Origin of the sequence: Halobacterium zhouii, assembly GCF_021249405.1 — an archaeon.
In the GTDB taxonomy this organism is placed as follows: Archaea; Halobacteriota; Halobacteria; order Halobacteriales; family Halobacteriaceae; genus Halobacterium; species Halobacterium zhouii.
On the sequence record NZ_CP089593.1, the window covers coordinates 1 to 23,069 of the forward strand.

The following is a 23,069-nucleotide window of genomic DNA, read 5'->3' on the forward strand; positions in this document are numbered from 1 at the left end:
GCACACGGAGCCGAGTCGCCAACCGACCGATTCTTGACCGGTGGGCGGCTACGCTGACCCAATGGACGAGCCGCTGTGGACCGACTCGCACGCACCGGCGCTCGCGGACCTCCCGCAGGCCGACGTGCGCGAACGCCTCCAGGACGCCGTCGACGAACCCGTGAACCTCGTGTTGCACGGGCCAGAGGGCGCGGGGAAGACGGCGGCGGTGCGGGCGCTCGCCGAGGCGGCCCACGAGGACCCGGAGAACGACCTCGTGGAGTTGAACGTCAAGGACTTCTTCGGGATGACGAAAAAGGAGATCAGCGAGGACCCCCGGTTCGCGTCGTTCATCGACTCGAAGCGCCGCCGGAACTCCTCGAAGGCCGACCTCGTCAACCACGTGCTCAAGGAGACCGCGAGCTACCCGCCGGTGTCCGGGAGCTACAACACCATCCTGCTGGACAACGCGGAGGCCATCCGCGAGGACTTCCAGCAGGCGCTGCGCCGCGTGATGGAGCGCCACCACGAGGCCACGCAGTTCATCATCGCCACCCGGCAACCCACGAAACTCATCCCGCCGATTCGCTCGCGCTGTTTCCCGGTTCCTGTTCCCGCGCCCGACGACGACGCCGTCATCGACGTGCTCCGCAACATCGTCGAGGCGGAGGGCGTCGAGCACGACGACGAGGGCTTGGAGTTCGTCGCCGGGTTCGCGGAGGGGAACCTCCGGAAGGCGATTCTGGGCGCCCAGACCACCGCCGAGCAGGAGGGCGAGGTGACGATGAGCGCGGCCTACGAGGCCCTCCAGGAGGTGCGCTCGAAGGACGAGATCGAGTCGATGCTGGACGACGCGGAGGCTGGCGAGTTCACGGACGCCCGGAAGACCCTCGACGACCTGCTCGTGGACGAGGGGATGGACGGCGAGGAGGTGCTCCGGGAGATTCTGCGCGTCGGTCGCGCCCGGTACTCTGGAGACGACCTCGCGCGCCTCCACCAGCTCGTCGGCGACGTGGAGTTCGACGTGACGCAGGGCAACAGCGACCGGATTCAGGTCGGGCGACTGCTCGCGGAACTCGGCCGGTAGCTGTTCTCCTCGGTCCAGTTTCGGTAGGCGTAGTAAAGCGTCGGCAGGCCGAGCGGGAGCGATAGTACGCCGAACGCGCCCGCGGCCAGGGTCGCGTGGTCGACGTCAGTTCTCGTGAGCAGGTACGCGCCGACCCCGAACGCGGCGACGGCGTACGAGAGGTTGCTCCACGCGGGGATGTACGACGAGCAGTAGCCCCAGCAGACGAGCGTGTAGGATGGCGCGTTCCACGACGCCGGATAGAGTTTCGGCCAGAGGAACCGGCAGTACGTCGTGAGCGCGAGCATCAGACCGGCGGGTAGCCCGACCAGCCACGCCCGCGGCCCTGCACTGGTCCGCGGTTCTAACCGCCGGTAGGCGGCGAGCAGCGCGAAGGGCAGGCCGAACACCCACAGCCAGATGCCGAGTGTGTACGTCACGGGCCAGTGTTCGATGCTCGGCTGCGTGATCGGCAGGCGGAGCGACGCGGGGAGCGTCGCCCACGGGAACGACGGGTCGGGAATGGGGTTCGTGACGAACGCGAACAGTCCGAGTACGGTACCCGCGACGAGCGCGTAGACGCCCGCGTCGGCAGCACGGTCGAGTCGGCGGGGAAGCGACGAAGCTTGCGACTGAGACATACGTGCACGTACACAGCCATCGTTGAATGCGATTTCCCCTTCGAACGACAAGTTAGCGGGCCGGGAAGCGAACGAACTGGTGGTTCGAACCCGCCCGAACCTCGTTCTCCGAACTCACGCGAGCACGAGCACGTACCGCGTGAGCGACCGGTGGACACGACGCTCGAATCGCGTTTCGACGGTCCAGCCAGCCTCAGTCGCTTCGTCGCGCCAGTCGCGGTCCGCGACGAGCACGCAGCGGTCGCCGACGCGGCGGGCTTCCGCGAGTGCGCCGCCGACGAGGTCCGCGAGGTCGTGGGTCTCGATTTTCGACTGCCGGCCGTACGGCGCGTCGAAGACCACCGCGTCGATGGTGTCGTCGCGGAGCGGCAGGCGGGTGCCATCCGCCCGCGCCACGTCGAATCCGTCAGCAGCGAACGCTTCGCGGAAGTGCGCGAGGTTCTGACGGGCGCCCCGCACCATCTTCGCCTGGGCGTCCGTGCCGAGCGGTCGCGCGCCCAGCAGGCCAGCCTCGATGAGCACGCCGCCGGTGCCACACATCGGGTCGAGCACGCGGTCGCCAGGTTCGACGCGGGCGAGGTTGCAGACCGCTCTGGCGAGCAGCGGGTCCATGCTCCCCGGCTGGAAAAAGGGGCGGTCGGTGGGCTTGCGGTCGCCGTAGTCGCGGACGGACTCGGCGGCGAGCCAGGAGAGGTAACAGGAGTCTCCCGAGAAGGTGGCCCGCAGTTCGTAGTCGGGGTTGTCGAGGTCCACTGTGAATCCGTGGTCGACGAGCACCGAGCCGAGTTCGCGTTCGGCCTGCTGAGTGTCCAGGCCCACCGTCTTCCGGACGTCGCGGGCGCGGACGGCGACGGAGCCGTTGCGGTCGAAGTCGACGGTTTCGAGCGCGGCGACCGAGTCCCCGACCGTGGCAGCTACGTCCGCGACGTACCCGCCGGCGCGGTGGACGTACGCGAGACCGGCGAACCGCTCCTCGTCGAGGGTGTCCGCGAGCGCGAGACCGGGGGCGACGACGCGGACGTTCTCGGCGGCGGCGCCGGCTTCCGCGGCGGCGAACGCGTCGTCGTCGCCGCCGAGTTCGAGGACGTACACACCCCGACTGGGGCGCCGCCGCCAATCAGCGTACCGATGGCGGGACGACGACCAGTCGCTCACTGCCGACCGCTCCCGTGCGTCCACTACTCCGCAGGGTACTTGAGGCACCACGGGCCGGACCACCAAGGTTTATAAACCTTAAATACGACGTTTAAGTCGTACATGACCGACCCCAAGGAAACCATCAACATTGAAAACGTGGTCGCGTCGACGGGCATCGGGCAGGAACTCGACCTGCAGAGCGTCGCGATGGACCTCGAGGGGGCCGACTACGACCCCGAGCAGTTCCCGGGCCTCGTCTACCGAACTCAGGACCCGAAGAGCGCCGCGCTCATCTTCCGCTCCGGGAAGATCGTCTGCACCGGCGCGAAGTCCACGGACGACGTCCACGAGTCCCTGCGCATCGTCTTCGACAAGCTCCGAGAGCTCAACATCCAGGTCGAAGACGACCCCGAAATCGTCGTCCAGAACATCGTCACGAGCGCGGACCTCGGCCGCCAGCTCAACCTCAACGCCATCGCCATCGGCCTCGGCCTCGAGAACATCGAATACGAACCCGAGCAGTTCCCGGGTCTCGTCTACCGCCTCGACGAGCCCGAGGTCGTCGCGCTCCTGTTCGGCTCCGGAAAACTCGTCATCACTGGCGGCAAGCAGCCCGTCGACGCCGAGCACGCCGTCGACAAGATCGTCTCCCGACTCGAAGACCTCGGCCTGCTCGAATAAGCGCCCACGCTCTTTCGACTGTGTCTGCCACCACTCTCTCGCTCCCGCACTTGCTCGAACTCCAGTCGCTGTTCGTCCTCCAGATCGAACCAGGGGCCGGCACGCTCACGCAGTTCCTCGGCACGCTCGTCGCCGGCTGGCTCCTGTTTTCCTTTACCGCGCACGTCGCCGCGACGTACGTCCTCGGGGACGTCCCGTGGAAGCGCGCGTTCGTCGTCGGCGTCGTCCCCGCCATCGTCACTGTCGCGCTCGTCCGCTACAACCCGCTGGTCATCATTGCGGTCGGCCTGCTCGCGGACTTCGCCGCCGTCCACGTCGTCTACCACCTGAAGTACCGCACGGCTGGACTCGTCGTCGTGATGCACTACGTCGTCTCGCTCGCGCTCGTGTTGCTCGCCGCGAACCTACTCGCGTTGCTCTCCACCGCGCCGGTGTAGGCCGACCACGGCCGACACTAGCCGGGACAGAAGACTGGTCTACCGCCGGTTTCGCAGACCGCGAGAACGCCCGCGCCGCTTTTGGTCGCTCCGCGTCCACGCCTGCACATGAACGACTACCAGCGGCAAGCCATCCGCGGGAGCGTCGTGACGCTCCTCGCGGCCGCGCTCGCCTACGCGGCGTCGTTCGTTCCCCGCTCGACGCAGGACGTCGCGGCGGTACTCGCCATCGCCGCCGTCGTCCTCCTCGCCGTCTACTACCTCTTCAACCGCCTGTCCGCCATTGCCGGCGCGTGGGCGGTGCCCGCGGTCGCCGCCGTCCTCGCGGTCGCGAGCGCGACCGCACGCGACCTTCGGATGACGGCGCTCGCACTCGCGTCGCTCGGCGTCGTCGGCCTCGTCACGTATCCGGTGACCGCGCGCGCTGCCGCGTGGGGCGAACGCGTCGGCGAGAGACTCGACTGACTGCGCTACGGGCGTCGGCGGACGGCTCTGCGAACGTCGGCGGGGCTACTCCACGAGGCGCTCTATCTCGGTCACGAGAATCCCCGACGCGCCCACTCGCTTCAGTTCGTCGACCGTCTCGAAGACGTCCCGCTCAGCCACGACCGCGTGCACCGCCACCATCCCCGGTTCGTCCACGTCCAGCACCGTCGGACCGCCCAGTCCCGGAATCACGTCCTCGACCGCGTCGAGTTCGTCCTCCGGAGCGTTCAACATCAGGTAGCGCTTCCCCTCCGCGGACAGCACCGACCGGAGCGCCGTCACCACTTGCCCGACCTTCTCGTCGCCACGCACGTCCTCGCGGGCGAACAGCCGCGCCGAACTCGACAGCACCTCGTCGACGACGGCGAGTCGATTCACCCGCAGCGTCGTCCCCGTCGACGTGATGTCCACGATGGCGTCTGCCATCTCCACGTGCGGCGTGAGTTCGGTCGCGCCCGTCACCTCCACGACCTCCGGGTCGACGCCGAGGTCATCGAAGTAGTTCCGCGTGATCCGCGGGAACTCCGTCGCGACGGTCTTTCCGGCGAGATCCGCGGGGTTCGTGATGTCCCCGTCCTCCGGCGCCGCGAGCACGAGTCGGCACTTGCCGAACTCCAGATCCAGTACGCTCCCGACGTTCTCCACGCCGGATTCCTGGTGCTGGTCGAAGCCCGTGATGCCCACGTCCGCCGCGCCGTCGCTCACGTACTCCGGGATGTCGGCGGCGCGCGCGAACAACACCGTGATGTCGGGGTCGACGGTGTTCGCGTACAACTGACGGTCCGCGCCGTTCTCCACGCCCAGTCCTGCCCTGTCCAGCAGTTCGAGGGCTGGCTCGTGGAGTCGGCCCTTGTTCGGCACGGCAATTCTCATACCGAGTGTGTTCGTGGGGTGACCGGAACTAGGTTTTCCTTCGCGGACTGGATTTGTTTGGGTGGTCGATTCCGTCGACATCGTTGACGACAACGCCCGAAAGCCCTCGGTGCGCTCGCGCACGCTCCGCGACATATCGCTCGTTTCACTCGCGATAGTGGTCGCGGACGCGCACACGGTCGCTTCGCTCCCGCGAGCGGGCGGTCGGCGTTGCCGACCGCCACATTCCGTGGCGGCTTCGCTGCCACGCGCATCTCGCCCTTTCAATCCGCCAGGCTACCGGCTGACGAGGTGGGCGAAAAGCAGTGACTGCTTCGTCGGCAGAAACGAGCGGTGGTCGGTGGCGTTTGCAGTCTCCATCTCGGGTGACTTAACAACGCTCGCGGCTTACGAGGGGACATGACTGAGGCAGGCACGACGTTCTGTCCGCGCTGCGGCGACGCCATCGATGCGGAGAGCGACGGCGTTAATCGGCGCGAGCAGTCGCTGTGCGACGCCTGCTACTTCTCGGACTTCGACCTCGTGGACGCGCCCGAGCGCATCGAGGTCCGGGTGTGCGCGCGCTGCGGGGCGGTCCACCGCGGGAATCGCTGGGTGGACGTGGACGCCGAGGACTACACGGACGTCGCCGTCGACGTGACGAGCGAGGCGCTCGGCGTGCACGTCGCCGCGGAGGACGTCGACTGGCACGTGCGCCCGGAGCAACTCGACCAGAACACGATTCGGATGCACTGCACGTTCACGGGCGTCGTGCGCGGGACCGTCCAGACCGAGGAGGTGGCGGTGCCCGTGAAGATCAGCCGGCAGACGTGCACTCGCTGTGGCCGGATCGCGGGCGACTACTACGCGTCGACGGTGCAGGTGCGGGCGGACGGCCGGGATCCCGGGAGCGAGGAGACCGAACGCGCCACGGAACTCGCCCACCGAATCGTCTCCGAGATGGAGGACACGGGCGACCGGAACGCGTTCGTCACCGAGATATCGGAGGCCGAGTCGGGAATCGACATCAAACTCTCGACGAACAAGATCGGACTCAAACTCGCCAGGAAGCTCGTCGAGGAGTTCGGCGGCGGGTTCGAGGACCACGAGACGCTCGTCACGGAGGACGAGGACGGCAACGAGGTGTACCGCGTGACGTTCATCGTCCGTCTTCCGGAGTTCCGACCCGGTGACGTCGTCGACCTCCGCGACGACGACCAGGGTCCGGTGCTCGTGCGCTCGAACCACGGCAACCTGAAGGGCGTCAGGCTCGCCACGGGTGACTCCTACGAGGCGAGTTACGAGGAGGCCGACAGCCCGCCGGGCCGGAAACTCGGCACGCACGAGGACGCCGAGGACGTCACCGTCGTCACCGTCGAGGACGAGAACTCCATCCAGGTGCTCGACCCGGAGACCTACGAGGCCAAGACCGTGCCGCGGCCGGACTACGTGGACGCCGACGCCGACACCGTGCCTGCGCTGAAATCCCGCGCTGGACTCCACGTGCTCCCCGATGCGTAGGCTCGCCGCGGTCGTCGGGAAGGCCGACGCGGAGGCCCGCATCGACGCGCTCGAGGCGGAGGGCGTCTACGACGACGACCGGAAGGTCCGGGAGCGCGACGACGAGACAGTCGAGTTGCCGGTCACCGGGGAACCCACCGAGACGGCCGTCCGCGGACTCGTCGAGCAGGAGAATCCGAACCTCCGCGCCCCCGACCTCGACGCTCGCTTGCGCGAGCAGGGGTGGACCGACGCGGAAGTCGAGCGCGCACCGTCCTCGTGGGCGGTCGTCGGCAGCGTGATTCTCGCGGACTTCATGGACTGTCCGCGCCCCGCAGAGGTCGGCGAGTCGCTCCTCGCGGTGCACCGCGAGGCCGACACGGTGCTCGACCGCGGCGGCGTCGCCGGCGAGCACCGCCAGCCCGACACCTCGGTGGTCGCGGGCGCCGGCGAGACCGAAACGGTCCACACCGAGCACGGCACGAAGTACGCACTCGACCTCTCGCAAGTGATGTTCGCGCCCGGCAACCAGGCCGAGCGCGCCCGTATGGGCGATACCGTGGCCGACGGCGAGCGCGTTCTCGACATGTTCGCGGGCATCGGCTACTTCGCGCTCCCGATGGCGCGCGCCGGAGCGGACGTGACCGCCGTCGAGCGCAACCCCGAGGCCTTCCGCTACCTCGCAGAGAACGCCCAACTCAACGGCGTGAGCGACCGCGTGAGCTGCGTGCTCGGCGACTGCCGGGAAGTCGACGCGGACGCCGAGCGCGTCGTGATGGGCTACTACGACGCGCTCGGCGGCGGCCCGGTGGGCGAGGCGTCCGCTGACGATTCGCCGGACGACCCGGGCTACCTCGATGCCGCGCTCGCCAACCTCGTTTCCGGTGGTGTGCTCCACGTCCACAGCGCGGTGCCCGAACCCGAACTCTGGGAGCGCCCCGAGTCGGCGCTCCGCGAGGGCTGTGAGCGCGCCGGTCGCGACCTCACCGTCGAGGCCCGCCGGCGCGTCAAGTCCCACAGCGAGGGCGTCTGGCACGTCGTGCTGGACGCGAGAGTCGACTGACCGCGAAGCCACTGGACGCACCGGGCCTCACCGGTCACTGGACTCATCGGTCACCGGGCCCCCACCGGTCACCGAACTCATTGGACGCACCGGTCACCGGACCCACTGGGACCACCGGTACGATTTTGTTGCTTCCCGTACAGAACACGGCCATGACGCGGAAACAGGTGCTCGCGGTGTTCCTGACGCTGCTGATGTTCGGGTCGTCGGTCGTGTACACCATCTCGATCCTGTGAACATCGAGTGGCGCGTGTGCTTCCGGCGTCCAGCAGTCCCCCCGCGACCCGCTGGTGGCGTGTCACTCGGTGTTCCACGCGTCCGCGACGGGACTCGACGACTCGCTCCTGTCGCTTCGGTCGCTGGTCGTCGTACTCCCGTCCCGCTCTCGGCCTCCAGTGGCGGTTCCGTTCGCGTCTGTCGCCGCACGTCCGTTCGACGTGCCGCCACCTGCGTTCTTGCCACTCTCTGATTCGCTACCGACGGACTCCACCTGGTCGACGCCGTCTGTCGTCGCGCCGAGCGCACCCTCGGAGTCGACCTCGGGGAGGTCGGGCGTCGTCATCCGGTCGATCTGGTCGCGGAACCACGGCGGCGTGTCGCTGCGGGCGCGCTCGAAGAGGTCGAGGATGCTCTCGTCGGCGACGTACGTCGCGCCCTCGTCGTCGGGTGCGCGCACGACGCGGCCCGCGGCCTGGATGACGGTCCGCATCGCCGAGCGGTAGTACCACGCCCACTGGCCGTCCGCGAGGCGGGACGCCACCCGGGAGTCACTGGTGTTCAGGAACGGCGCCTTGCACAGCACCTGCCAGCGCGCGAGGTCGTACTTCAGGTCGAGGGCTTCCTCCATTTTCACCGCGACGAACACCTCGGGGTCGTCGCTTGCCTTCCAGCGCTCGAGTTCGGCGTCCCGGGTGTCCGAGTCGTGCGTGCGGACGCGGTCACCGACCCCGTGGGCCTCGAGCTCCGCTCCGAGTTTCTCCGCGATGTCGTAGGAGTGAGCGTGTATCAACCCCTTCTCGTCCGGATGCTTGGCCATCACCTGCACGACGGTCTCCGCGAGTTTCGGGAGCGTGCTGTCGCGGTCCTCGTAGGTCATCTTCCCCCTCGTGACGTCGTACAGCGGCCGGTTCTCCACGGGGAACGTGTGCTCGACGTCGACGAGCGCGACGTTCGACGGGTCGAGGCCGACGCTCCGGCAGAACGCCTCCTTGTTCAGGATGGTCGCCGACAGCAACGCGAAGTTGTTCGCGCGGTCCCAGACCGTGTGCTTGAGGTAGCGCTCCGGGTTCATCGGCTTCACCGTCACCGAGCGCTCGCTGGCGTCGACCACCCACTCAGTTGCAGACTCCGGATTCTCGTAGTCCTCGACGAACCAGTCGAGTTCCGAGAGCAGTTCCTGCAGACGGTCCTTTCTGGCGACTTCCTCGGCGGTGAGTTCGTTCTGCCCGATGAGTTCGTCTTTCGCGCCCTCGCAGACCCGCGAGAGGTGTTCGGCGAAGCGCGATGCGGCCTCCGGGTCGCCGTCCACGTCGGGCACCCGGACGTCCTCCCAGACGGGGACGGTGCGCTCGTTCAGGTCGATGGTGGCGTACATCTCAGCCCACTCCGCGAGGCCGTGGGCTTCGTCGACGACGCAGACGTCCCGGCGTCGGAACACTTCCGACCCCGCGGTGCGCATGAAGTACGCGAGCGTCATCGCGGCGTTTTCACGACTCGACGCGATGGCGCGGTCCGAGAAGTACGGACAGCGGTGTTTGACCGCGCAGTCGTAGCCGGATTCGCGGACGCAGGGCGCGCGGTCCACAGGCGTCGTCTCCTCGCCCGGCAGGATGCACGTGTAGTTGCGCTTCCCGCGGATGACCTGGAGGTCCTCCAGCAGGTCGTCTTCAGCGACGTCGTCCAACTGGGACACCTGCGGTGTGGTGTAGTACGCGCCGGTGGCGTCGCTCGGGTCGGATTCGTCGACGGTGCGCGCGCATCCCATGATGGCGCGAGCGATGAGGGACTTCCCGCTGCCGGTCGGCGCGCGCACGAGGACCACGTCGTTGCCCGACTCGAAGGCCGCACGGACGTCCCGGAGCGCCTGTTCCTGTGCGCCCCGGAACTCGGGGGCGGGGAACGCCGACGAGATGCGCTCTGGATTCACTACCGGTGCCACGCACGCCCCCCGGATAACCGCACCGCTCCCGCCGGACTCCCGTCCACGAGAAAGCATTTACCACGTACATGTGTCGGACCAGTCATGCATCGCCGCCGCGTGCTGGCGCTCGCCGCCAGTTCCGTCCTCCTCGCTGGCTGCAGCGGCAGCCAGTCGGTCCTCCAGCGACGCGACCCGCCGTCGACGGGGGAGTTGCTGACGGCCGAGCGCCCTCCTGCTGAACCGCCTCGAAACGCGACCGACGAAACGGCTCCACCGCTCGACTACCCCGCGAAGCCAGCGTCGTACACCGAACAGTCCGCCGCGTCGTTCGTCGAACAGTACGAGCGAGCGTACCGCCGGAACACCCTTCTCGAGCGACGGGGCGGCGAACTCGTCTCCCACGACAGCGATTTCGCGTTCACGACGCCGCTCGCGGTCTCTAGCGAAGCCTGCGTCGTTCGAACCCAGTACCGGTACACGACGATAGAGAAAGAAGCCGGGAGTGAGCAACGCACGGCCGGCCACTCTCCCTGGATGTTGGTCACGTGCTACGTGGACGACTCGCTGGTCGTTCGCGCCGAACGGGACGGCGACCGGGACGAGAAGAACGTCCTCCGCCCGGACCCCTGGAAGACCGGTACCATCCTCGAACCGGCCGAGTGAGAGAAATCCGGCTTCTCCGCTGAATGCCCGTCAGTCCTCGAGTTCCTTGACGTCCTCGCTGGTCGGGTAGTCCGGCAACTGCTCGATGCACTCGAAGCAGAGGAAGTGCTCGCTGCCGTCCTCGAACTCCAGGGTCATCCCACCGGTCTCGGTGCCCTCGGTCGTCCAGATGTTCGCGATGCCGCCGGCGAGTCGGACCTCGTCGCCACACCCCTCGCAGCGTTCGCCCATGCCTCCGCTTGGAACGGCGCGGACAAACACTTTCGCCTCACGGCTCCAACCCGTGTGCATGGAGGTGGACTGCTCGAACTGCGCGGGCTGTTGTGTCGACTGGCGCGCGCTGGCGGACGTGTCCGACCACGAGCGCGACGGCCGCGGCCCGCAGCAGCCACTCGACGACGCGTACAATCTCGTCCCGCTCACGCGCGAGGACGTGCGGACGTTCCTCGATTCGGGACTCGGGGACGCGATGACGCCGCGGCTCTGGGAAGCCGACTACGGCCCGAGCGTCACCGTCGGCGACCACGAGGTCGCCGCAATCAACGGCAAGCCGGCGTTCTTCGTGGGCTTGCGCAAACCACCGAAGCCCGTCGCGGCGTTCGGTGGGGCGTCCGGTGGCGGTTCGACAGCCGGTGGCGATTCGACGGTCGACGCCGAGTCGACGGCCAGCGGCGACGCCGACGTCGGCTTCGACCCCGCGTGGCTGCCGACGTGCGCGTTCCTCGACCCCGAGACGCTGCAGTGTCGCATCCACGGCGACCCCGAGTACCCCGAGGAGTGTGCGACGTACCCTGGGCACAACCTCGCGCTCGACGCGGAGACGGAGTGCGAACGCGTGGAGCGCCACGTCGGCGGCGAGCGACTGCTCGACGACACGCCACCAGAAGACGACCCGGGGCTGCTGTTTGGCCCGCAAGCGGTCGGCGAGACGGTGTTCGCGTACCCGGAGCCAGCGGACCTCGAGGGGGCGCTCCTCGATCGTCTCGCCGTGGGCGAACTCGCGGACGAGGACCGAGCGCGGTTCGTTGCCGTCGCTGCCGCGAGTGCGCCTGGAACCACCGCTGTCGAACCGACGAAGCGCAAGGAGGCTTATCAGACGGCGCTCGAAGCGGACTCCTGGGTCGGACAGTCGATTCGGGAGTGGGAGGAACGCGCCGACAGCGACGACCCGGATTCGGGGCTCTCCGAGCGCGTGGAAGTGGAGCGAGGAGCACCCGAGACTCCGGGCTGGGAGCAGTAGCGGCTGGCTGACAGCCACACCACTACGGCCATCGCTTCCTGCTCTCATGGCTGTCACTCTCTACCGTGGTCGGCGGCGTCGGCGCTGCTACGAGCAGTAGGATAGGCCGACTAGTTGGATTTGATCTGCTGGAACTGGTCGAGCAGGTCGTCCGCCGACTCGCCGGAGTCGAACTCTACGGACCCCTCGTAGGCCGTTCGCGTGTCGTCGTCCGCGATGTCGACGGAACTGTTCTTCTGCTCGCGGCGCTCGTGTTCGTCCTCGTCATAGGCACCCATTGACATGGCAACTACACTCACTCTTGTCGGTCGATGGGCTTGAATGTAACGGACGGTGAGACGACACCAGTTAGACGGCGTGTGGTCGCCGAAAACGACCGAATAAGTCGGTCGTGGCGACCGATCGGTCGACCGCTCAGAACGACACCGGGCGCGGACCGTCGGTCCCCATCGGCGCCGGGTCGCGGTCGGTGTACCCGACGCGGCCCACGGCCTCCGCGCTCACGGCACCGAACACCGCGAGTTGCGCCTCGAGCGCGCTCCCGAAGCGTCCTTCGCCGGTCCGCTCGATGACCGCCCGCAACTGTTCGGTCCCGTTCGGGTGGTCGAGTCGGTGGTCGCCACACCGGTCGGCGAGTTCCTCGGCGGTCAGCGGGTAGCTCTGTGCGGCCAGCAGGTCACCGGTCTCTCTGAGCGTCATCGAACAGTGAATCGGGGACGCCGTACAAACCGGTTGTGCATGAATGATTATGATTGTTTAAGGTCCTGAAGGAGTTCGGTGAGTCGAGAAAGGAACCTAGCTTACCGAGTTGTTTTGGCCCCGCAACCCGCAGTCGGGGTATGGTCTACGCGGACCTCCACGTCCACACCGACAACTCCGACGGCACGCTCTCGCTCGCGGATGTCCCCGCCGCCGCCCGCGACGCCGGCGTCTCCGTCGTCGCCATCACCGACCACGACCGCCTCCACCCCGAACTCGACGAACCGGTCGCGGAGCGTGGAGGGGTCGAACTCGTCCACGGCATCGAGTTGCGCGTCGACGCGGGCGACCAGCGGATCGACGTGCTCGGTTACGGCGTCACCGCCACCGACGACCTCGTCGCGGAGTGCGAGCGCATCCAGCGCGACCGCGTCGAGCGCGGCGCGAAGATAATCGAGAACGTCGAAGCCCACCTCGGCGTCACGCTCGACGTCGAACCCCGGGAGGGCCTCGGTCGCCCGCACGTCGCGCGCAGCGTGGTCGCCCACCCCGACACCGAGTACGACGAGCTAGGGGCCGTCTTCGACGACCTCATCGGGGACGACGGCCCGTGCTTCGTCGCCCGCGATGTCCCTAGCTTCGAGACGGGCGTCGCGCTCCTCCAGGACGCCTGCGGCCTCGTCGGCCTCGCCCACCCGCTCCGCTACGACGATCCGGAGGCGGCGCTCGCGCGCTGTGCCGACCTCGACGCGGTGGAACTCCACTACCCCTACGACCGCCCCGTCGGCAGCGACCCCGACGCCGAAGGGAGCGGTCACGCAGCCGTGGAGGCCGCAATCGAGGAACACGACCTGATTCCTACGGGCGGCAGCGACGCTCACGAGCGCACACTCGGCAAGGCTGGACTCTCCCGTGAGGAGTACGAGCGCGTGCAAGTCCGCCTCTCCTGAACTGCACGCGAGTCACGGTACCACGAGTGCCGCCGCCGTAGGGTTCAGGTAGCCTCGGCCCGAAACAACTCGCATGCAGTGTCACTACTGCGACCGGAGCGCGGACCTCACCGTCGACAAGGACGGCGTCAAGGTCGGCCTCTGCGAGGAGCACTTCCAGGAGCGCCTGGACGAGTTCTCCGACGACGAAGCCCTCCAGCGCCTCCGGGACCAGTTCGAGATCGACCGCGCGTAGCGAGCGGTCGCGGGGAGTGAATCGACGACGCACAGCGGACCGACTGCGCGTTGATTGCGGACTGACCGCGCGTCGATTGCGGACCAACGACGCGTCGCTCGCGTTCTCCGCTCACCCACGTCCCGCGTTCAGTTCCGCTCGCGTTCTCCGTTCTCTGCTCCCGCCCGCCCAGTCCCGCGTTCAGCTCCGCCCGGCGTCGACGTCGATGGCGTCGACGGGACAGACGTCGACACAGAGCATGCAGTCGATACACTGAGCCTCGTTGGCGGGGTCGGCTTTCAGTTCGGATTCGGGGTGGTCGGGGGTGTCGACCCATTCGAAGACGTCGACCGGGCAGTCCTCGAGACAGGCGCCGTCGGCGATACAGATGTCGAAGTCGACGGCGACGTGGGTGCCGTGGATGCCTAACTTCTCGGGTTCCTCGACGGGACCCCACACGTCGTGGCCCCTGTGCGAATCCACCTGCTCCCGGTTGTCGTCGAACTGCGGATCGATGGCCATGTGCGATGCTCCGCTCTCCGCGGGTATCAACGACTCGACTCGCCGACAGCGTCTGGTCTGCTGACGCCGGGCCGTCGGTCGCAGGGCGAAACTAGCAGGGTTTTTCATCACCGCTCCCGGACGATTCCCCATGCTGGACTACGTGGACCTGGAAGCGGACCTCTCCTCGGAGGAGCGACTCATCCGGGACACTGCCCGGGAGTTCGTCGAGGACAACGTCCGTCCGGACGTCGGCGAGCACTTCATCGAGGGGACGTTCCCGACCGACCTCATCCCGGAGATGGGCGAACTCGGATTCTACGCGCCGAACCTCGAGGGGTATGGCCTGCCGAACGTGAGCGAGACGGCCTACGGCCTCCTGATGCAGGAACTCGAAGCGTGTGACTCGGGCCTGCGCTCGATGGCGAGCGTGCAGGGCGCACTCGTCATGTACCCGATTCACGCGTTCGGGAGCGACGAGCAGAAGGAGCGCTGGCTCCCGGAGCTGGGTTCGGGCGACGCCGTCGGCTGTTTCGGTCTCACGGAACCCGAGCACGGGTCGAACCCCTCGGGAATGGAGACGTACGCGGAGAAGGACGGCGACGAGTACGTGCTGAACGGCTCGAAGACGTGGATCACGAACTCGCCAATCGCGGACGTCGCCGTCGTCTGGGCGCGCGACCGCTCCGCCGAGGACGACCCCGTCCGTGGATTCCTCGTGGAGACCGACCGCGACGGCGTGACGACGAACAAGATAGACGAGAAACTCAGCCTGCGCGCCTCGATCACGGGCGAAATCGGTCTGCAGGACGTGCGGGTCTCCGAGGCGGACGTGCTGCCGGGCGTCTCGGGGATGAAGGGGCCGCTGTCCTGCCTGACGCAGGCGCGCTACGGCATCGCGTGGGGCGCGGTCGGCGCCGCCCGCGACTGCTTCGAGACCGCTCGGGGCTACGCCACCGACCGCGAGCAGTTCGACCAGCCCATCGGTGGCTTTCAGATCCAACAGGAGAAACTCGCGGAGATGGCGACCCAGATTACGACCAGTCAGTTGCTCGCCCACCGCCTCGCCGACCTCAAGGAGCGCGGCGACCTCCGCCCGCAGCACGTCTCGATGGCCAAGCGCAACAACGTCCGCATGGCCCGCGACCAGTCCCGCACCGCCCGCGAGATGCTCGGCGGCAACGGCATCACCACGGACTACTCGCCGATGCGCCACATGCTGAACATGGAGACCGTCTACACCTACGAGGGCACTCACGACATCCACACGCTGATTCTCGGCGAGGACCTCACCGGCATCCCCGCGTACGACTAGCCCACTTTTTGCTCTGCGTGGGGCGCGCGCAGCGCGCCCCACTCGGCAAAAACTTGGGGAAAAAGCACTCCTCCTTCGGTTCGCTCACTTCGTTCGCTCCCCTCAGTCGTCGGCCTCCGCTCGCTCGGCTCACGGGTCGCTTCGCTCCCCGTTCGCGCGTTCCGAGGCGGCGAAGCCGCCTCGCGTCGCTCGCGCAGTGAACCGCTTCGCTCGGGCTTTTCAAGCCACTCGCTCGCCGATGCTTGTGGACAGACCCTTCTTCTGACCGACGCACCACGACAAGACACTTACCGACTCCTCGGGAAGCCGACGATATGCCAACCCGTAGAGCGGCCCTCCGAGCGGGCAGCGCGGCGCTTCTCGCCGTGCTCGCCGGCTGTCAGGCAGTCGGAGACGGCTCGCCGAAGACGGGCGGGCCGACCACGAGCGAACCTGCCGGGACGACCACGCCCGACGAACCGACGCTGTACGCGACTGTCGTCGACGCGAGCGAGGTCCCCGACGGATCGGTTGTCGTACCCGCCACGCTCGAACTGCACGCACTCGTCGCGGACGCCGCGGCCGCCGAGGGACGGGTCGACCTCCAGGAAAACTGGGGCGTGAGCGGCGACGAGCCACTCGCGCTCGGCCAGTTCGCGTACCTCCGGTTCCGGGGCGAGACGTACGAGCCAAACGCGACGTACACGCACTTCGCGCAGGAAGCGAGTTACACTTACACAGCCGAGCAGATCCCCGAAAGCGAGGTCGGCGGCGACGTTCTCCAGTACGCAGACCTGAACGAGAGCGAGCGCGCGATCGTCGACGAGATGCTCGTCAACGGGTCGTACGACGTCGGCTTCCACGAAGCGCTGCCCGCAGCCGCTAGAACGTTCCAGCTACAGAGCTACCTCCGGGTCCAGAACGAGACCTACCGCGTCCAAGCCGTCGTCGGTGACGCTGCTGCTCACTACACGCTGGATATGGACGCCGCGAGTCCCGGCGACGACGCGCAGGTCGTGACCGTGGCAGACCGCGCTCCCGGGGCGTCGTTCGGCGACACCTTCACCGCCGCCGTCGAGGACGGCAGCACGGCGGTCGCCAGCCCCAACGAACTCGCGGCGTACCTCGACGGCGTCTCCGGGAGCGGAGCGACCGGAGTCTCCGAAGATCGGAGATCTTCGGGATGTAGCGAGTCTTCGATTCGCAACAGCTCGTCGGACGAGCGGAGCGAGTCCGACGGCGTCGACTACGTCGTCACGACCACCGCCGTCGCCAGGGTGGAACTCGCAGGCGTGGTCTGACCGAGGGACTGACGCGACAGCGAACCCGAACAGTTACGTTCCAGGCCTGACTGCTGATGAGTGTGTTCTCGAGGCCGTAGCTGCGGTGCTGTCCCGCCACAGCCAGCACCGCAGTCGCGGCCGGCCGCCGCACGACACGCGGCGGAGTTACGATGAGCGAAGACATCCACGACGCGCTCGACGCACAGTTCGACGAACACGGCATCGTCCGCCAACTCCACGACGTCCCGCCACACGAGGTCTGGGAGGTCTGCGTCGACGGCCGGCGCGCGGTCTGCAAGCGCGACACCGGCCCGACAGGGAAGGCCACAGTCGAGGGGCGCGTGACCGCGTTCGTCGGCGAGGAAACGACGGTTCCGGTCCCGGAGGTGCTGGCAGTTGGCGACGACTACTACGTCGCCGGGTGGCACCCGAACGCCCCGGAGCCCGATGCGAGCGGCGGTGACGGTGACGGCACGCCGCGCGACCCCGACGAAACGTGGGGGCGGACCGCAGGCCGGAGTCTCGCCACGCTCCACGCAGAGACAGCCGAGCACACTGACGCGTTCGGTCAGTTCGTGGCTGCCGGAGACGGCGTTCGCGTCGACGGCGCGGACGACTGGCACGCCGCAGTGCTGGCGTACGTCAGGCGGCGGCGTCCGGTGCTCGCCGATTACGGACACGGCGACGTCGCGGACGCCGTCCTCGACTACCTCGCAGAACACCCCGAAGCGTTCTCCGGCGCGGGCGACGCCGTCTGCTGTCACGGCTGGTGGACGTCCGAGCACGTCGGCGTTCGCGACGACGAGGTGGCCATCTGCGCGACGAGCGCCGTCGCGCGCTCGACGGACAGCGGCGTCGTTTCGGCGTTCGCGCCCGCGTCCCAGCGCTCGTAGTCCGCGAGCGACGGGAAGACGTGGATGGCCGGACAGATAGCGGCGTACGTGTGTTCGGGAGTGACGTCGCCGTCCGGGGCCTCCGGAATGGCGCCGAAGGAGACGACGGCGCCCGGCGGTGCCTCGACGGCGCCGTCCGCCGCGACGTCGAGCGTCACGTCCTCGCCCTCGGGGGGTGTCGAGTGGATAGTGACCGGGTCGCCGGTGAGATACGGGAGTAGCATCGGGTCCAGCACGCAGACGAAGCGGTGCTCGTCGTCCGGCGTGCTCGCGCGGTGCGGGCCGTCCTCGGTGTGACAGAGTTGCTCGGCGGCGGGCGGCCAGTCCGGGAACAGGTCCGGGAGCATCGCCACCCACTCGTCGAGCGTGTCGGCCGGTGGCCGGTCGTACGCGGTGGCGAACGCGTCGACGACGTTGTCGGGCAGTCGCGTCCCGGCGGCCGATTCAGGTGCCGACTTCGACGTCGCGTCGGCAGTCGATTCCTCGCGGGCGGTGCCGCCGTCGGTCGCGGCGCAGCAATCACAGTCCATCTCGTCTCTACTTTGAAAGCCGAAGTGCTTATACTGCCGAGTCCGAAGTAATGGAGCAACTGCGAGTGCTCGAAGCCATGGACGAAGCCTGCTACTGCGAACTGACGGACGTGATGGAGTTGCTTAGTCGAACGCACGCGATGCAGGTGGTGTGCGGTGTGGCGCACATGGGGCCCGCGCGCTACCGCGACATCGAGGACGCGCTCGACGCCTCCAGTTCTACGCTCTCCGCGCGCCTCGACGAACTCGCAGAGGCGGGGCTACTCGAACGCGAGCAGTACGACGAAATTCCGCCCCGCGTCGAGTACGACCTCACGGACGACGGCAGGGAGCTCGCCGTTCGGCTGGAGCCGGTGCTGGAGTGGGCGAGCGAACGATAGAAGCGGCGTCCGACAGCTACTGTTCCAGCGCGGGCGGCGACTCCCGGAGGAACTTCCCCCACCAGTCGCGGCGGTCCGCGCCCCACCGGTAGAGCTTCTCGCGAGCAGTTTCGTACCCCGGAATCGCACGGAGTGCGCCGAAGACGTACCGGAGCGCGGGGAAGTCGTATTTCAGGGCTCGTTCGACGCTCTCCCCGCAGGAGTAGACGGCGTCGTCGGTGAGGAAGTGCGCGCAGTCCTCGTAGTCGTCGGGGAGGCGCGCGAGCTGGTCCGCCGTCAGGTCCGAGAAGCCGACGACTTCGACGTCGCCGTGGCGCGCGGCGAACGCCGCACACCACGTACAGAAGCCACAGACGTCGTCGTACACGACTCGCGGTGGATGGTCTGGCATGAGTGGTCTGGATGGAAGCGTAAGCGTTCGTCGCGTCAGTCGAACGTACCGGTCGTGGTGCCACACTCCGCGCACACTGCGAGCACGGCGGACTGGTCGTCCGCAAGCTCGAGATCGTGAGGCGTCTCCTCGCCGCACTCCTCGCAGGCGCGCAGGATCTCGGTGTCGCCGGGGTCCTGGGGCGCGCCGATGGCGAGCGCGCGAACGCGCTCCTCGCTCTCGTTGACGCCGCGCTGGAACTCGCCCGGGCCGAAGCGGACGAGTTCACCCGCGCTCACCTCGACGTCCCCGTCGAGCGTGCGGAACGTGACCGTTCCCTCCTGCACGTAGAACACCTCCTCCTGGTTCTCGTGGGCGTGGAAGCCGTACGCGAAACTGTCGCCGGGCGCGAGTTCGTAGTGGTTCAGCGCGACGTTCGCCGCGCCGAGCGCGTCCGACAGCGGGAGGCTGCGGTCGGCGGGCCCCATCCGGGTTTCGAGGTCCGCGAGACGGACTCGGTGCATGTGTGAGTCGTCGGCCGGACGGGGGATAAACGCCCCGACTGCAGCAGTCGAGGGTTGGATTTCTAGACGTTCAACGGTGAGACCACTCGAAGATCCCGTCACTTGCTCGCGACGGTACTCAGAAAGCTCCGATTGGCGTGAACTGACCCACTTCTGTAACCACCCAGAAAGCCCCGTCTGGCTACGGTCGCGCGCCTCGCTGTGCGCCTCGCTCCTGCTGGTCGCTCGGTGCTTGCTTCGTCGTGCTTTCCGAAGGACTCGCTGCGCTCGTCCTTCGACATCCCGCTCGCAGTGCTCGCGGGATTCCCGTAGCCAGACGCCCCTTTCAGTCCCACGCCTTGACCGGTTGGGCAACCTGCAGGGTGGTCGCAGAACTAATCCGGTCTACAACAGCCAGGGCTTCCTGGGTGTCCACGAACGCAGAACAGTATCCTCCAGTCGTGGTATTCCAGTGGTTCACAGAACCGTCGTCGTCTCTATCCGCTAGCGATCTGGTCGGTGAAGTTCTCGAACAGGCGCTTGGTCTCGCAGGCCGCTTCGTAGTTCTCAGGCGTGATGCCAGCGAGCACCTCGCGCTCGCGCTCCTCGGGAAGGTCGTCCTTCCGCGTGGTCACGCGCTCGGCGGTACCGGTGTCGTACTCGGGGTGGAACTGCACGCCGTAGGAGTCATCGACGCGGAACGCGTGGACGCCGTAGTCGTTCTCGGCGAGCAGGGCGGCGTCCGGCGGCAGTTCGGTGACCGCGTCCGAGTGCGTCGTGAACGCCGTGAACGTCTCCGGGACGTCCTCGAGGAGCGGCGAGTCGGCGGTCTGCGTGACCTCTCGGTAGCCGATCTCGTACTCGCCCATGTCGCCGACGTCGCCGCCGAGCGCCTCGGCGAGCACCTGGTGCCCGAAGCAGACGCCGAGCACGGGGACGCCGCGCTCGTGGGCGTCCTCGACGTACTCCACGAGCGGCGGAATCCACTCCTCGTCCCAGTACACGGAGGACCGAGAGCCGGTGACGACGACACCGTCGAACTCGCTTCGCTCCTCCGACGAGCTGTTGCGAATCGGAGATTCGCCACATCCCGAAGATCTTCGATCTTCGGAGACTCCGCTCGCTGTGCTCGCGGAGACCCCGTCGAACTCGAAGTGGTCGGGGAGTTCGCCCTCGGCAACGTGGAACTCTACGAGGTCGGCGTCGAGTTCCCGCCGGAAGTTCCGCGTCGTGTCCGTCGGGTCGTGGGCGGCGTTCAACAGCGCGAGACGCGGCCTACTCATCGCGTGTTCGTTGCCACTGGAGCGGAAAAGCCGTTTCGACGGCGACACCGTTCGCCGTGGATGGCCCGTATCGAAGGGGCGGGGATGACACGTGCCCCTCCGTTCCCGTCGGACTCCACGTGACGTCAACCGCGGTGTGCCAAAAGTTCTCTATGCACAAAGTTCTACGGAACGGCGAACCCGGTTCCCGTTCGGTGTCACTCCGCTGCAGTCACTGCCACCTGCGGGGGCCTCGCCGCGGGTCGAATCACCTTTGACGCCGCCGCGCGTGCTCCGAACGAATGCGCGCCATCAAGGACAGCGTCCACGACTACATCGAGGTCGACGGCGTCGCCGAGGCCCTACTGGACACGCCGCCGGTCCAGCGTCTGCGCCACATCAAGCAGTTGAGCACGGTCCGCCTGGTCTACCCCTCGGCGAACCACACGCGCTTCGAGCACTCGCTGGGCGTCTACCACCTCGCGGACCGCGCGCTCTCCCACCTCGACGTCACCGGTGCGCGCGCCGACACCGTCCGCGCCGCTGCGTTCCTCCACGACGTCGGCCACGGCCCGTACGGCCACCAGACCGAGGGCATCATCCAGCGCCGCCTCGACCGCCACCACGACGAGGTCGAGGACCTGCTCGCGTCCGGCGCCGTCGGGGACGTGCTCCGCGACCACGGACTCGACCCCCAGCGCGTCGCCGCGATGGTCGAGGGCGAGGGCCGCCTCGGCCAACTCGTCGCGGGGGAACTCGACGTCGACCGGATGGACTACCTGGTGCGGGACGCCCACCACACCGGCGTGCCTTACGGCACCATCGACCACGGCCGCCTGCTGCGCGCGCTCGCGTTCCGCGACGGCGACCTGGTGCTCGACGAGGGCAACGTCCAGACCGCCGAGAGCGTACTCGTCGGACGCGCCCTCATGAACGCCACCGTCTACCGCCACCACGTCTCCCGAATCACGGGTTCGATGCTCGAACGCGCGAGCACCCGGTTACTCGACGAGAGTAACCTCGACACGGAGACGTTCGCGCGCATGACCGACGGCCAGTTGCTCGGCGCACTCGACGACCACGACGCCACCACGGAGGCCGCGCGCCGCATCGCTGAACGCGACCTCTACAAGCGCGCGGTCTGGACCGAACGCGCCGCCGTCCCCGACGACGTCGTCGCCGCGGACCACGACGAAATCCAGGAGTTCGAACGCACTATCGCCGCCACCGCGGGCGTCTCGCCGGAGCACGTTCTCGTGGACAACCCCGGTCAGCCGTCGATGCCAGAATCCTCCGTGCGTGTGGCGGTCAACGGGGACGTCCGCCCGCTCCACGAGCAGAGCCCGCTCGTGAAGGGGATGCAGGAAGCCCAGCGCGTCCAGTGGCGCTTCGGTGTCTACGCGCCCGACGACTGCGCCCCCGAGGTCGCCGCCGCCGCCGAACGCGAACTCGGTCTCGCGGGCGTAGGCGACGTGAACGCCTGACGCGCTGCGGGCCTGCGCCAGTGGAACCGGCACGAACGCTTACGGATTCGGTCACCGTCGTTCTCTGTATGCCTACCTCGCGCCGTCGCTTCCTCGCAACCGCCGCCAGCGCCGCGCTCACTACCGCGCTCGCAGGCTGTGTCGCCACCGGTCCGACCGTCGACGCCGACCTCTCCGGTCCGGTGTTCACCTCGGTCACCCCGACGCAGTCGGTCTCCTGGGGTGCGAACACCATCGCTGCCGAAATCGGCCTCACCGACGCCGCGACCACCGACCGGAAGGTCCGGCAGATCGTGGCCGTCAGCGGCGGCAGCGACGTCTGGACCGGCAGCGTGGTGGCGGGACAGACGAGCGTGAGCGGCCTGCTCTCGGTCGGCGCGGAGAACACGCTGTTCGCCGTGAACGCCAGCGACGAGGTTGTGGAGTCCGTGACTGTGCGCGTCGACGCGTCGACGATTCCGTAGGTGTTCTGGGAGTCCGTATCCGTCTGTTCGCCTCCCTCAAACACCACCTCGAAAGCCCCAACTGCAGCAGACGACGGTACACCCTCGTACACCTAGAAAGCCCCGGCGCGCTCGCGCCCGCTCAGCGTTAACGAGACGCCGGAGGCGTCTCGTTCGCACATCAGAAACGCTCCGCGTTTCTGAGGACGACATATCCGCTCGGTCGCGCCACTCCCTCGCGGACAGGGGTCGCTGAGACGGCCTTGGGTTTCACCCGCGAGCGCGCCGCCCCTTTCAGTCCTCCCGGTGGCTGGTTGGCCAGCCGGCATCGGGCGGGACTGAAAGGGCCGGGGCTTTCTGGGTGTTAGCGGTGGTTGT

Annotated in this window: 28 protein-coding genes and 1 pseudogene; 17 read left to right on the plus strand and 12 right to left on the minus strand. The window is 67.9% G+C overall.

Annotation, left to right across the window (positions count from 1 at the left end; translation table 11 throughout):
• Positions 1-61: 61 nt before the first annotated feature.
• Positions 62-1,066 carry an AAA family ATPase gene (locus tag LT970_RS00005; protein WP_232686922.1) on the plus strand — a complete coding sequence of 335 codons (1,005 nt, stop codon included), beginning with the start codon at positions 62-64 and terminating at the stop codon, positions 1,064-1,066.
• On the opposite strand, the gene LT970_RS00010 is transcribed toward LT970_RS00005, so the two are convergent.
• Together LT970_RS00010 and LT970_RS00015 are read right to left on the minus strand one after the other, a co-directional pair.
• A complete protein-coding gene (locus LT970_RS00010) occupies positions 1,030-1,686 on the minus strand; it encodes a hypothetical protein (protein ID WP_232686923.1) in 657 nt (218 codons plus the stop codon). The genes LT970_RS00005 and LT970_RS00010 overlap by 37 nt on opposite strands.
• 114 nt (positions 1,687-1,800) lie before the next feature.
• Complete coding sequence (locus tag LT970_RS00015) at positions 1,801-2,778, minus strand: TIGR01177 family methyltransferase (RefSeq protein WP_232686924.1); 978 nt, start codon at positions 2,776-2,778, stop codon at positions 1,801-1,803.
• Positions 2,779-2,943: 165 nt separating this feature from the next.
• Here LT970_RS00015 and LT970_RS00020 point away from each other — a divergent pair, with 165 nt between their 5' ends.
• From LT970_RS00020 to LT970_RS00030, 3 genes are all read left to right on the plus strand, one after another.
• Positions 2,944-3,504, plus strand: a complete 561-nt coding sequence (locus LT970_RS00020) for a TATA-box-binding protein (protein ID WP_232686925.1) — start codon at positions 2,944-2,946, stop codon at positions 3,502-3,504.
• A 20-nt stretch (positions 3,505-3,524) separates the two neighbouring features.
• Positions 3,525-3,941, plus strand: a complete 417-nt coding sequence (locus tag LT970_RS00025) for a DUF7473 family protein (protein WP_232686926.1) — start codon at positions 3,525-3,527, stop codon at positions 3,939-3,941.
• Between the two features lie 108 nt (positions 3,942-4,049).
• On the plus strand, positions 4,050-4,406 hold the full coding sequence (locus LT970_RS00030) for a hypothetical protein (protein WP_232686927.1): 357 nt from the start codon (positions 4,050-4,052) through the stop codon (positions 4,404-4,406).
• A 45-nt stretch (positions 4,407-4,451) separates the two neighbouring features.
• Here LT970_RS00030 and hisG read toward each other — a convergent pair whose 3' ends face one another.
• Entirely contained in the window at positions 4,452-5,300 is an 849-nt protein-coding gene (hisG, locus tag LT970_RS00035; RefSeq protein WP_232686928.1) for an ATP phosphoribosyltransferase, read from the minus strand.
• 399 nt (positions 5,301-5,699) lie between these two features.
• Between hisG and LT970_RS00040 the strand changes: the two genes are divergently transcribed.
• From LT970_RS00040 to LT970_RS00050, 3 genes are all read left to right on the plus strand, one after another.
• The gene (locus LT970_RS00040; RefSeq protein WP_232686929.1) at positions 5,700-6,800 is read left to right on the plus strand and encodes a 60S ribosomal export protein NMD3; all 1,101 of its coding nucleotides are present in this window, start codon (positions 5,700-5,702) and stop codon (positions 6,798-6,800) included.
• The gene (locus LT970_RS00045; RefSeq protein ID WP_232686930.1) at positions 6,793-7,842 is read left to right on the plus strand and encodes a class I SAM-dependent methyltransferase; all 1,050 of its coding nucleotides are present in this window, start codon (positions 6,793-6,795) and stop codon (positions 7,840-7,842) included. The genes LT970_RS00040 and LT970_RS00045 overlap by 8 nt, the downstream gene beginning before the upstream one ends.
• Positions 7,843-7,922: 80 nt before the next feature.
• Positions 7,923-8,078, plus strand: coding sequence for a hypothetical protein (locus LT970_RS00050; RefSeq protein ID WP_232686931.1), 156 nt, complete (start codon positions 7,923-7,925; stop codon positions 8,076-8,078).
• A 62-nt stretch (positions 8,079-8,140) separates the two neighbouring features.
• On the opposite strand, the gene LT970_RS00055 is transcribed toward LT970_RS00050, so the two are convergent.
• Positions 8,141-9,988: a helicase C-terminal domain-containing protein gene (locus tag LT970_RS00055; RefSeq protein WP_232686932.1), complete on the minus strand. Its 1,848-nt coding sequence runs from the start codon at positions 9,986-9,988 to the stop codon at positions 8,141-8,143.
• A gap of 96 nt (positions 9,989-10,084) precedes the next feature.
• Here LT970_RS00055 and LT970_RS00060 point away from each other — a divergent pair, with 96 nt between their 5' ends.
• Positions 10,085-10,645 (plus strand): hypothetical protein, encoded by a 561-nt coding sequence (locus tag LT970_RS00060; protein ID WP_232686933.1) that lies wholly within the window; start codon positions 10,085-10,087, stop codon positions 10,643-10,645.
• Positions 10,646-10,675: 30 nt separating this feature from the next.
• On the opposite strand, the gene LT970_RS00065 is transcribed toward LT970_RS00060, so the two are convergent.
• Positions 10,676-10,876 (minus strand): DUF7561 family protein, encoded by a 201-nt coding sequence (locus LT970_RS00065; protein WP_232686934.1) that lies wholly within the window; start codon positions 10,874-10,876, stop codon positions 10,676-10,678.
• 58 nt (positions 10,877-10,934) lie between these two features.
• On the opposite strand from LT970_RS00065, the gene LT970_RS00070 reads away from it, so the two are divergent.
• Positions 10,935-11,885 (plus strand): YkgJ family cysteine cluster protein, encoded by a 951-nt coding sequence (locus LT970_RS00070; protein ID WP_232686935.1) that lies wholly within the window; start codon positions 10,935-10,937, stop codon positions 11,883-11,885.
• 110 nt (positions 11,886-11,995) lie between these two features.
• Here LT970_RS00070 and LT970_RS00075 read toward each other — a convergent pair whose 3' ends face one another.
• The gene (locus LT970_RS00075; protein ID WP_232686936.1) at positions 11,996-12,169 is read right to left on the minus strand and encodes a DUF5786 family protein; all 174 of its coding nucleotides are present in this window, start codon (positions 12,167-12,169) and stop codon (positions 11,996-11,998) included.
• A 130-nt stretch (positions 12,170-12,299) separates the two neighbouring features.
• On the minus strand, positions 12,300-12,584 hold the full coding sequence (locus tag LT970_RS00080; RefSeq protein ID WP_232686937.1) for a DUF5789 family protein: 285 nt from the start codon (positions 12,582-12,584) through the stop codon (positions 12,300-12,302).
• 140 nt (positions 12,585-12,724) lie between these two features.
• On the opposite strand from LT970_RS00080, the gene LT970_RS00085 reads away from it, so the two are divergent.
• Together LT970_RS00085 and LT970_RS00090 are read left to right on the plus strand one after the other, a co-directional pair.
• Positions 12,725-13,534, plus strand: coding sequence for a PHP domain-containing protein (locus tag LT970_RS00085; protein WP_232686938.1), 810 nt, complete (start codon positions 12,725-12,727; stop codon positions 13,532-13,534).
• Positions 13,535-13,607: 73 nt separating this feature from the next.
• Complete coding sequence (locus tag LT970_RS00090; RefSeq protein WP_232686939.1) at positions 13,608-13,769, plus strand: DUF6757 family protein; 162 nt, start codon at positions 13,608-13,610, stop codon at positions 13,767-13,769.
• 180 nt (positions 13,770-13,949) lie between these two features.
• Here the strand turns inward: LT970_RS00090 and LT970_RS00095 are convergent, their stop codons facing one another.
• Positions 13,950-14,270 (minus strand): 4Fe-4S dicluster domain-containing protein, encoded by a 321-nt coding sequence (locus tag LT970_RS00095; protein ID WP_232686940.1) that lies wholly within the window; start codon positions 14,268-14,270, stop codon positions 13,950-13,952.
• 130 nt (positions 14,271-14,400) lie between these two features.
• Here LT970_RS00095 and LT970_RS00100 point away from each other — a divergent pair, with 130 nt between their 5' ends.
• From LT970_RS00100 to LT970_RS14650, 3 genes and pseudogenes are all read left to right on the plus strand, one after another.
• Entirely contained in the window at positions 14,401-15,564 is a 1,164-nt protein-coding gene (locus tag LT970_RS00100; RefSeq protein WP_232686941.1) for an acyl-CoA dehydrogenase family protein, read from the plus strand.
• A 314-nt stretch (positions 15,565-15,878) separates the two neighbouring features.
• A complete protein-coding gene (locus LT970_RS00105; protein WP_232686942.1) occupies positions 15,879-16,844 on the plus strand; it encodes a DUF7979 domain-containing protein in 966 nt (321 codons plus the stop codon).
• Positions 16,845-16,996: 152 nt separating this feature from the next.
• Positions 16,997-17,569: pseudogene (locus tag LT970_RS14650) on the plus strand (phosphotransferase family protein); the annotation flags it as partial.
• Between the two features lie 17 nt (positions 17,570-17,586).
• Here LT970_RS14650 and merB read toward each other — a convergent pair.
• Positions 17,587-18,249 carry an organomercurial lyase gene (merB, locus tag LT970_RS00110; RefSeq protein WP_232686943.1) on the minus strand — a complete coding sequence of 221 codons (663 nt, stop codon included), beginning with the start codon at positions 18,247-18,249 and terminating at the stop codon, positions 17,587-17,589.
• A gap of 113 nt (positions 18,250-18,362) precedes the next feature.
• Here merB and LT970_RS00115 point away from each other — a divergent pair, with 113 nt between their 5' ends.
• Complete coding sequence (locus LT970_RS00115) at positions 18,363-18,629, plus strand: winged helix-turn-helix transcriptional regulator (protein WP_349292269.1); 267 nt, start codon at positions 18,363-18,365, stop codon at positions 18,627-18,629.
• A 16-nt stretch (positions 18,630-18,645) separates the two neighbouring features.
• On the opposite strand, the gene LT970_RS00120 is transcribed toward LT970_RS00115, so the two are convergent.
• The 3 genes from LT970_RS00120 to LT970_RS00130 form a co-directional block, all read right to left on the minus strand.
• Complete coding sequence (locus LT970_RS00120; protein WP_232686945.1) at positions 18,646-19,020, minus strand: thiol-disulfide oxidoreductase DCC family protein; 375 nt, start codon at positions 19,018-19,020, stop codon at positions 18,646-18,648.
• A gap of 35 nt (positions 19,021-19,055) precedes the next feature.
• Positions 19,056-19,523, minus strand: a complete 468-nt coding sequence (locus LT970_RS00125; protein ID WP_232686946.1) for a cupin domain-containing protein — start codon at positions 19,521-19,523, stop codon at positions 19,056-19,058.
• Positions 19,524-19,999: 476 nt separating this feature from the next.
• Positions 20,000-20,785: a type 1 glutamine amidotransferase gene (locus LT970_RS00130; RefSeq protein WP_232686947.1), complete on the minus strand. Its 786-nt coding sequence runs from the start codon at positions 20,783-20,785 to the stop codon at positions 20,000-20,002.
• 281 nt (positions 20,786-21,066) lie between these two features.
• Here LT970_RS00130 and LT970_RS00135 point away from each other — a divergent pair, with 281 nt between their 5' ends.
• Together LT970_RS00135 and LT970_RS00140 are read left to right on the plus strand one after the other, a co-directional pair.
• Positions 21,067-22,248 (plus strand): HD domain-containing protein, encoded by a 1,182-nt coding sequence (locus LT970_RS00135; protein WP_232686948.1) that lies wholly within the window; start codon positions 21,067-21,069, stop codon positions 22,246-22,248.
• 68 nt (positions 22,249-22,316) lie between these two features.
• On the plus strand, positions 22,317-22,712 hold the full coding sequence (locus LT970_RS00140) for a hypothetical protein (protein ID WP_232686949.1): 396 nt from the start codon (positions 22,317-22,319) through the stop codon (positions 22,710-22,712).
• Positions 22,713-23,069: the final 357 nt, after the last annotated feature.

Bases quoted from the DNA above. Each gene is read 5' to 3' on its own strand.
- LT970_RS00115 (WP_349292269.1), top strand. From the start codon at position 18,363: ATGGAGTTGCTTAGTCGAACGCACGCGATGCAGGTGGTGTGCGGTGTG.
- LT970_RS00020 (WP_232686925.1), top strand. From the start codon at position 2,944: ATGACCGACCCCAAGGAAACCATCAACATTGAAAACGTGGTCGCGTCG.
- LT970_RS00140 (WP_232686949.1), top strand. From the start codon at position 22,317: ATGCCTACCTCGCGCCGTCGCTTCCTCGCAACCGCCGCCAGCGCCGCG.
- LT970_RS00120 (WP_232686945.1), bottom strand. From the start codon at position 19,020: ATGCCAGACCATCCACCGCGAGTCGTGTACGACGACGTCTGTGGCTTC.
- LT970_RS00100 (WP_232686941.1), top strand. From the start codon at position 14,401: ATGCTGGACTACGTGGACCTGGAAGCGGACCTCTCCTCGGAGGAGCGA.
- LT970_RS00045 (WP_232686930.1), top strand. From the start codon at position 6,793: ATGCGTAGGCTCGCCGCGGTCGTCGGGAAGGCCGACGCGGAGGCCCGC.
- LT970_RS00135 (WP_232686948.1), top strand. From the start codon at position 21,067: ATGCGCGCCATCAAGGACAGCGTCCACGACTACATCGAGGTCGACGGC.
- LT970_RS00080 (WP_232686937.1), bottom strand. From the start codon at position 12,584: ATGACGCTCAGAGAGACCGGTGACCTGCTGGCCGCACAGAGCTACCCG.
- LT970_RS00030 (WP_232686927.1), top strand. From the start codon at position 4,050: ATGAACGACTACCAGCGGCAAGCCATCCGCGGGAGCGTCGTGACGCTC.
- hisG (WP_232686928.1), bottom strand. From the start codon at position 5,300: ATGAGAATTGCCGTGCCGAACAAGGGCCGACTCCACGAGCCAGCCCTC.
- LT970_RS00075 (WP_232686936.1), bottom strand. From the start codon at position 12,169: ATGTCAATGGGTGCCTATGACGAGGACGAACACGAGCGCCGCGAGCAG.
- LT970_RS00010 (WP_232686923.1), bottom strand. From the start codon at position 1,686: ATGTCTCAGTCGCAAGCTTCGTCGCTTCCCCGCCGACTCGACCGTGCT.
- LT970_RS00005 (WP_232686922.1), top strand. From the start codon at position 62: ATGGACGAGCCGCTGTGGACCGACTCGCACGCACCGGCGCTCGCGGAC.
- LT970_RS00090 (WP_232686939.1), top strand. From the start codon at position 13,608: ATGCAGTGTCACTACTGCGACCGGAGCGCGGACCTCACCGTCGACAAG.
- LT970_RS00130 (WP_232686947.1), bottom strand. From the start codon at position 20,785: ATGAGTAGGCCGCGTCTCGCGCTGTTGAACGCCGCCCACGACCCGACG.
- LT970_RS00060 (WP_232686933.1), top strand. From the start codon at position 10,085: ATGCATCGCCGCCGCGTGCTGGCGCTCGCCGCCAGTTCCGTCCTCCTC.
- LT970_RS00070 (WP_232686935.1), top strand. From the start codon at position 10,935: ATGGAGGTGGACTGCTCGAACTGCGCGGGCTGTTGTGTCGACTGGCGC.
- LT970_RS00085 (WP_232686938.1), top strand. From the start codon at position 12,725: ATGGTCTACGCGGACCTCCACGTCCACACCGACAACTCCGACGGCACG.
- LT970_RS00040 (WP_232686929.1), top strand. From the start codon at position 5,700: ATGACTGAGGCAGGCACGACGTTCTGTCCGCGCTGCGGCGACGCCATC.
- LT970_RS00125 (WP_232686946.1), bottom strand. From the start codon at position 19,523: ATGCACCGAGTCCGTCTCGCGGACCTCGAAACCCGGATGGGGCCCGCC.
- LT970_RS00065 (WP_232686934.1), bottom strand. From the start codon at position 10,876: ATGGGCGAACGCTGCGAGGGGTGTGGCGACGAGGTCCGACTCGCCGGC.
- LT970_RS00105 (WP_232686942.1), top strand. From the start codon at position 15,879: ATGCCAACCCGTAGAGCGGCCCTCCGAGCGGGCAGCGCGGCGCTTCTC.
- merB (WP_232686943.1), bottom strand. From the start codon at position 18,249: ATGGACTGTGATTGCTGCGCCGCGACCGACGGCGGCACCGCCCGCGAG.
- LT970_RS00095 (WP_232686940.1), bottom strand. From the start codon at position 14,270: ATGGCCATCGATCCGCAGTTCGACGACAACCGGGAGCAGGTGGATTCG.